Here is a 1,067-nt window from a genome sequence, read left to right on the forward strand (position 1 = left end):
GCCGGGAATAATTTGAAGATTCAGGCCGAGCAGATGAACAACACCAACGCCGGTCTGGTGACGCAGGTCGTCGAAACGGAAAAATCGCCACATCACGACGCGGTACTGAGCGGCCAGACCACCCGCTATGACTGGTCTCAAGTAGACACTTCCCGCCACAACAAATACGACGTGCACGATGCCATCATGCCGGATGGCAGCCGCAGTAATGACTTTTACGAATATCAGTACACCCGCACCGTGAAGGAAACACAGGTTAAACAGAGTGACCCCGGTAAAATTCTGGCGGGCGGTAATATCACGCTGAACAGTGCGAAAGTCACCAATCACGACAGCCAAATTGTCGCCGGCGGCGCGCTGGACGGGGAAATCGGCGAACTGCACAATATCGCCACTCAGGGCGAACGTATCACCACCGATGCAGGCCGTCAGATTCACTGGTATGCCAAAAAAACCAAGAAAAAAAAGTTCGGGTTCGGTGGCACTAAAACCTCGCAAGGGAAAAGCCGCAGTGGTTATAACCCGGCCCCGGTGATAGAAACCCTTGACCTGAAAACACTGGCCTGGCAGGAGCATACCCGTCCACAGGGTACCGATATCACCCTGACGGACCGACAGACCGGTCAGATTCACGCGGTCCCCACGGCGGTCAAACCGGTGACCGGGATAGATGACCCGACTCTGGCGGACACGGTGAAAGGGCAAACAGTCGACCCGGTGATACGCGTGGTGACCCCCAACACCCGCTTGCCGGATAACAGCCTGTATACGGTGCAGCCGGGCAGTGACAGCCACTATCTGGTCGAGACCGACCCGAAATTTACCCGGTATAAACAGTGGTTAGGCTCGGACTATATGCGGCAACAATTAACGCATGACCCGGCGCTGGTCCACAAACGCCTGGGCGATGGGTTTTACGAACAGCGGCTAGTGCGCGACCAAATCACCCAATTGACCGGCCGACGCTATCTGCCGGGCTACAATAACGACGAAGCACAGTTTAAAGCGCTGATGGATGCCGGAATTGCCTTTGGCCAACAGCAACAGTTAACGCCGGGCGTCGCCTT

At 56.0% G+C, this 1,067-nt stretch carries 1 pseudogene; it reads left to right on the plus strand.

The window, feature by feature from the left end:
• Positions 1-1,067: pseudogene (locus tag D3222_RS24730) on the plus strand (S-layer family protein); the annotation flags it as partial.

The organism is Photorhabdus sp. CRCIA-P01 (genome assembly GCF_003545805.1).
In the GTDB taxonomy this organism is placed as follows: domain Bacteria; phylum Pseudomonadota; class Gammaproteobacteria; order Enterobacterales; family Enterobacteriaceae; genus Photorhabdus; species Photorhabdus antumapuensis.